Genomic DNA, 6,655 nt, shown 5'->3' with positions numbered 1-6,655 from the left:
GGCGAATTGCTATGTCGACCAACGGTTTCGGGCATCACGAAATAGACCTGGGTGCGCTCGGCTGACGAGGGCGCACCAGGTCGCGAAAAATCGCACCGCCCTGGGTGATTCGACGAATGCGCGGCGAAGTCCGCGCGTGATCCAACTAGTGCTCGAAGCGGCCGGGCCTGCTGGCTCTCCGGCCTGGATGCGAGTGCCTCCGGGTCATCGCATCCGGGGTGTCCTACTGCCGATCTCCTCCAACTGTCACCTGCATCACAGGGATGCCGTTCATGCATGTGGACACTAGGCGTTTACACAATAAAAAGGAACTTTTTCCCGAAAAAAAGTTGGACGAGCGTCTAGTTGGCCGGCAGCAGCGCGCTGAGAACGCGATGAATGTGGGTACGACCACATGACAAGGCGGCGGTGTGACCGACCGCACTTTCGGATGTGGAGACTATGAGTCGAAACGTTGCAACTGCGTTGCATCGGCGCCCATACGCCGATCCAGCACGCGAATCTTGGCCTCGATCTGCGCATACAGCGGAGACTCACGATCGACGGTGGCGCGATAGGCCGCCCACGCGGCCGCATCGTCACGGCCCTCGGCACCGGATGTCCACCGACTCAAGACCGAAGCGTCGCCGGAACGTAATACAGCGGTGCGCAGGCGCACTCGCAATTCATCGCGAATGTCTATAACTCCAGGCGCCGTGGAACGCGGCAGCGCCGGACCCGCGTACAGCCGCACCGCCGAATCCACATCCCCGGAATCCAGCGCGGCGCGCAGCGCCTCCACATCCGTGGCGATCGGCACGCGCAGCCGATAGGGACGCGAGCCGAACACATTCGACCCGACCACCGAACGCAAACGCGACATGGCCGCGCGAATGGTGGCGTTGTCCAGATCGGCATCGTCCAGCAGCAGCGCCAGGTGATCGGCCGACAGGCCCTCGGTGTGCTCGGCCAGCAGCAGCAGGATCTCGGCATGCCGCTGCGACAGGGGGACTCGCTCCCCCGCCACCGTCAGCTGCGGCTGCCCCAGCCCGAGCACCTCCAGGCCCAGCCGCTCCGGCGCCGGCGCATCGGCGTTCGAACGGCGATCCTGACCCGAACGGACCGCGGCCAGCAGCAGATCCATCTCCGCGGCCGTCGCGGCCGCCTTCACCAGCGCCAGGATCTCCGGGCGCGCCACCCGCACCCCGCCGGCGATCATCAGCACGCCCACCAGGCGGCCGTCCGGATCGTGCACCGGCGCCGCGGCTCCGGTGATCTGGTGCATGCGATGCAGGAAATGCTCGGGCCCGTGGATCCAGGCCGCGCGGCCGGTGCGCACCACCAGGCCCACCGCATTGGTGCCCACCCGGCGCTCGCTCAGGTCATTGCCCTCGCGCAGGCCCGCCTCCGCGGCCGCCTGCACCCGATCGGCATTGCCGTGCACCGAGAGCACGCGGCCGAACTGGTCGGCCACCACCACGATCAACCCGGTGCTGGTCGCGTCGCGCAGTAATAGCTTGTCCACCAACGGCATGACCGAGGCGATCGGATGCGCGTCACGGTAACGCTCGAGGTCGGCGCCGCGCAGGCCACGACCGTCTCCGTCGTCCATCGGATCGACGCCGCCGCGCAGACTGCGCAGCCATGACTCGAGCACCATCGGCCGCAGCAGGCCGGGCAACTGCCCCAGTTGATCCCCGCCCACACTGAGATATCCGTGCGCCTGGGCGGCATATGTTTCGAGCGCCCCGAGTTGACTGCCCGGTTCGACGCCGTGGTTGGGTTGCCCACCACCTGCGAGATTGCTGACCATTTGCCTTTCTTTCCGCCCCCGAAGAGTACCCGCGCACCGAAGACCTCAAGGCGGAAGCCGGACGTTTGTCCGGCAGGTCACATGCCAACGGGCGCCTCACAAAATGTGAGCTACACAGCATTTTGTTAAACACGGCGTGTTCAATGCTGGTGCGGCGCCCGCGTGTCGCTCCCCGTCCGGGAGGGTTGCGGTGGCGCTGCGGACCGGGTCACGGCCGCCGCCAAGGCTCGAATCCCTTGCGGTGAGCAAGATTTCACAGCTGTGCGGTTCATCGAATGTACCGCCCCGCTCCCGTGCACTGTGCCAGGGTGGGTCCGTGGAGGATATCGACCCGACCGACCTCGACCGCCTCGCGCACAGCTTCCCACACGCGGTCTTCGATCATCTCCACCGGGAGCAGTGTCGAATTCAGCTCGTCGGCAAGGTCGGCTTCAGCGCCGCCGCGCTGCGAATGCGGGCCGCACCCCACCACAGACCCGTCCCGTAGGCGACATCGTCCAGCCGCCGGCACAGCACGTACCGGACCGGGTCCAGGCTGCCCGGCTCCCGGTGGGTGAACCAGTCCGCCAGGCCCTCGGCCATGGCCAGGGTGAACGCGATATGACGGACCCGCCGCGAGCACAGCATGCCCAGCAGCGTGATCGGCCAGTAGTGCCGGCACATGGCCGTCGCCAGCCGCCAGACGCCGCCGGTGAAACCGCGCGTCATATAGATGGCCGCCACCCGGGTCGGATTGTCCAGTCCGGCGAAGACCCGGCGTAGCCGGACCAGGGTGGCGCTCAGCGTCAGCAGACCGCCGAACACGCCCCAGCGCGACATCGTGCCCAATAGCACCGCGGACACCGCGGTCCAGATCGGCAGCGACAGCGGCGCGGCCAGGCCCGGATGCCGCTGGGCCAGCGGCGCGACACCGGTCCCGTGGGTGACCTTGTGGGCGAACCACTTTCGCAGTGACACCGGATTGCTGTGCGCCACCCGCGCGGCCGGTTCGTAGCGCAGCCGCCAGCCCGCGCGGTCCAGCCGCCAGCACAGGTCGACATCGCCGCCCGCCGCCATGGTCTCGTCGAACCCGCCCTCGCCGAGTAGCGCCAGCCGGCGCACCAGCACCGCCGAACTCGGCACGTACGGCACCGGGCCGTGCGCGTGCACCGCCGACTCGCGGCGGCCGCGATGCACCGAGCCGCGGGTGTGCTCGTAGCGGGCCAGCAGGGTGGAATCCGGATCCATGGCCAGGATGCGCGGGGCCACCAGCGCCACCTTGGGATCGCTGAAGTGCCCGAGCATGACCTCCAGCCAGCCGGTGCGGGGCACCACCTCCGGGTCCAGGAAGGCCACGAATTCGGTTGCCGCGGCCCGTAATCCGAAATTGCGGGCGGCGGCCGCCCCGTACCGGCGATCCCGGCGCAGCACGGTGATCCGGCAGCGGCTTCTGGCGTCCGGGATCTGCACCGGCTGATCCGAGCCGTCGTCCACCACGATCACCGTGTGGCCGCGCAGCGCCGACAGCAGCCGGGACAGCTCGGGAGCATTGTTGTGCACCGGGACGATCACGGTGACGTCCTCCAGCGACGGCAGCAGCCGCGGGCGCGGATTCGCAACGCCGGAATCGAGCAGACGTCTGGCAACCCGAGCCGACGCGGGGTCGGTCACCTCGAGGTACCCGTCACCGATCAAGGCCGCAGCTTCCGGGGCGAGCCGTAGCAACCTCGTCGGCGTGCCGCCGACCAGGAGCCGTCCACCGGAATAAGTGCGCACCCTGGGATCGATTCGCACCCCGAAACCATCGGGAAGGCGATCATGGCGCATTCCCGAATGCTAAGTCAGCCAACCACTGGCAATGATGATTGGCGCGCTGGCTGTATCTAATTTGCCCTCCGCTTCGCTCCGGGCGGGTTCGCGGCGCTGGAGGTCTCGTTCTTCCCTCCCTCCGCTCCTCCAAGGCGCAGGTCTATGGAGCCGTTCGCTCCCCCGCTCCGCTCGGTCCAGAACGAGACGCGCCGCGAACCATTGGCGTCGAGCATCGGAATTCGATCTCGCCGGCGCATCGGGACCGTAGCTCGACAGCGCGAGTCCGGCGCGCTCTACACTGCGGGAGGAAAATCGGCAGTTGAACAGGTAGGGGACGGAAATCCGTGCCCGTGGTGGTCGAGGCGGTATGGGAGTCGGGCGCATGCAGACAGGCGGGGGCGGTAACACCCTCTCGGAATCCGAGATCGTCGAGGCCGCCCTGCGGGTGGTCCGGCAGGACGGTGTGGAGAAGCTGTCCATGCGACGGCTCTCCCGCGAACTCGGAGTTTCGCCGATGGCCCCCTATTACTACGTCGCCGACAAGCGCGAGCTACTCGATCTGGTCGCCACCGCCGCCCTCACCGGCGTGCGCAAGCCGCCACCCGAATTCGGCACGTGGCAAATGCGATTGCGGGATCTGATCGACCAGATCGACGAGAAATTGCGCAAGCATCCGGGTCTCGGTGACGTGTTGATCGAGCAGATGCTCGGCAAACAGCTGGATCTGATCGCCGCCGTCATGGAAATCCTCTTCGACGCCGGTTTCGACGAGCGCAATGTGCTCTCCGCCTATGCCACCATCCACACCTATCTGTTCGGGCGCTCGAAGGTGAACCCGCGCGATCGGGCGGGTCTGCTGGACCGGGTGCTTCCGGAGGCAGTGGAACGCGCCACCAAACACCTGGCGGATCTCCGCGGCAAGTACTCCTACGACTTCTCGATGGACGTGCTGATCGCGGGCCTGGAAGCTCAGCTTGTCCGGCAGCGGGACGGCCACGTATAGTCAAACTAGAACACGTTCTAGTTTAGGTAGACTGCACCGGCTGCCCAGCACCGCCGGGTTCGAGAGGACACTATGACCACCGTCGACGTACCGCACAGCTCGCGATCGGCCGTGCTGCGGGTCTCCGCGGTCATCAACGAGACGGCCGACTCCTGCTCGCTGGTATTCGACGTGCCCGAGGACCTGCGTGAGCGCTTCACCTACCAGCCGGGCCAGTTCCTGACCCTGCGCATCCCCAGCGACCTCACCGGGTCCGTCGCCCGCTGCTACTCGCTGGCCAGCTCACCGCACACCGACGACAAGCCCAAGGTGACCATCAAGCGCACCGTCGACGGGTACGCGTCGAACTGGGTGTGCGACAACGTGAAAGCCGGCGACTCGCTCGAGGTACTGCCGCCCTCGGGCGTCTTCACCCCCAAGAACCTCGACGAGGACCTGCTGCTGTTCGCGGCCGGCAGCGGCATCACCCCGGTGATGTCCATCCTCAAGTCGGCGCTGGCCCGCGGCAACGGCCGCATCGTGGTCGTCTACGCCAACCGCGACCACGACTCGGTCATCTTCGCCCGGGAACTGCGCGAGCTGGCCGACAAGCACCCGCAGCGGCTGGTCGTGATCCACTGGCTCGAGCACCTGCAGGGCCTGCCCACCGCCGACGCCCTCGCCACCCTGGTCGCGCCCTACGTCGCGCACGAGGCGTTCATGTGCGGCCCCAAGCCGTTCATGGACCGCGTCCACGACGCCCTCGGCCAGCTCGGCATGCCCCGCAACCGCAGCCACGCCGAGGTCTTCAACTCACTCTCCGGCGATCCCTTCGCGGAGGTCGCCCCGAGCGAGATCACCGCCGAGGAGGCCGCCGACGCCGCCAGCGTCGAGGTCGAACTCGACGGCGAAACCCACGAGATGACCTGGCCCCGCAGCCAGACCCTGGTCGACATCATGCTCTCCAAGGGCCTCGACGTCCCCTACTCCTGCCTCGAAGGCGAATGCGGCTCCTGCGCCTGCACCGTCCTCGAAGGCGAAGTGGAAATGGAGAACGCCGAAATCCTCGACCCCGAGGACATCGCCAACGGCTACATCCTCGGCTGCCAGGCCCGCCCGGTGACGGATCACCTGAAGATCCAGTTCTGACGAGCCCGCCAAAAGCGAAATGTGGCCGCCGCGTCGAAAACGCGGCGGCCACATTCTTATTCGAGGGGTGCGGCGTTGAACCCCGGAGAGCAACCGAAAAGTCGGTGCTGCCTAGTACGCCGAGAAGACGTTGTCGATGGAGCCGTAGCGGTGCGCCGCGTAGTTGCAGGCGGCGGTGATGTTGGCGACCGGGTCGTAGATGTCCCAGGACGTTCCGTCGACGTGGTACGCCTGGAAGGTGGGATCGATCACCTGCATCAGGCCCTTGGACGGGATGCCCGCGGCGGCGTTGGAGTCGTACAGGTTGATGGCCTGCGGGTTGCCACCCGACTCACGCTGGATGTTGCGGAAGATGCCGTCGTAGCTGCCGGGGATGCCGTGCTGGCCCATGACGAAGAGGGCATTCTGGATCCAGCCGTTCAGGTCGTTGCCGAAAGCCGGGGGGAGGACCTGGTTGAACGGGGCCGGGAGGCCCTGGACGACCTGACGGACCTGGCCCTGCTGCGCAGCGGGGAGGCCGTTGTCGAGCTGGATGGCCTGCTGCTGGACCTGCTGAGCGGTGGCCTGGAACTCGGGCGGGACGCCGTTGATGTCGGCGGCGGCCGGACCGGCGGCGATCACGGCCGAGACGGCCAGGGCCGCGGCGGCTGCGCCGGTGATGGTCTTGACGGGCTGGGCGAACAGGTTTCGTTTGATCATGGTGATTACAGGCGCAGAGCTCACCACGGCGGGCACCCGGAGGGACTCGCCGATGCGCTGCATGGGTTGTGATGTGCAAGTGGCGGAACGAGATCTGGGATATTTCCCAGCTATCACCGTTCAGTCACGCTCCCGCCGTAGGCGGCGGTCTCTGCGTGGTAGTCACCGGCTCATTTCGAGCTGGTATCGGCCTTCACCGACTGATCACAGACTGATCTCGCCAGGTAAACGTAAACTGAACACAG

At 66.9% G+C, this 6,655-nt stretch carries 5 protein-coding genes; 2 read left to right on the top strand and 3 right to left on the bottom strand.

Annotated elements, in window-relative coordinates; genetic code table 11:
• Positions 1–439: 439 nt before the first annotated feature.
• Positions 440–1,792: a GAF domain-containing protein gene (locus ACFXHE_RS37060; RefSeq protein ID WP_379389315.1), complete on the bottom strand. Its 1,353-nt coding sequence runs from the start codon at positions 1,790–1,792 to the stop codon at positions 440–442.
• Between the two features lie 408 nt (positions 1,793–2,200).
• Positions 2,201–3,598, bottom strand: coding sequence for a mycofactocin biosynthesis glycosyltransferase MftF (gene mftF, locus ACFXHE_RS37055; RefSeq protein WP_379389314.1), 1,398 nt, complete (start codon positions 3,596–3,598; stop codon positions 2,201–2,203).
• A gap of 364 nt (positions 3,599–3,962) precedes the next feature.
• Here mftF and mftR2 point away from each other — a divergent pair, with 364 nt between their 5' ends.
• Positions 3,963–4,583 (top strand): mycofactocin system transcriptional regulator MftR2, encoded by a 621-nt coding sequence (gene mftR2 / locus ACFXHE_RS37050; RefSeq protein ID WP_354836466.1) that lies wholly within the window; start codon positions 3,963–3,965, stop codon positions 4,581–4,583.
• A 72-nt stretch (positions 4,584–4,655) separates the two neighbouring features.
• Complete coding sequence (locus ACFXHE_RS37045; RefSeq protein WP_379389313.1) at positions 4,656–5,711, top strand: 2Fe-2S iron-sulfur cluster-binding protein; 1,056 nt, start codon at positions 4,656–4,658, stop codon at positions 5,709–5,711.
• A 111-nt stretch (positions 5,712–5,822) separates the two neighbouring features.
• On the opposite strand, the gene ACFXHE_RS37040 is transcribed toward ACFXHE_RS37045, so the two are convergent.
• Positions 5,823–6,410, bottom strand: coding sequence for a transglycosylase SLT domain-containing protein (locus ACFXHE_RS37040; protein WP_379389312.1), 588 nt, complete (start codon positions 6,408–6,410; stop codon positions 5,823–5,825).
• Positions 6,411–6,655 lie beyond the last annotated feature (245 nt).

Source organism: Nocardia sp. NPDC059229 (genome assembly GCF_042754165.1).
Taxonomy (GTDB): domain Bacteria; phylum Actinomycetota; class Actinomycetes; order Mycobacteriales; family Mycobacteriaceae; genus Nocardia.
This window is presented reverse-complemented; position numbering and strand designations above follow the sequence as displayed.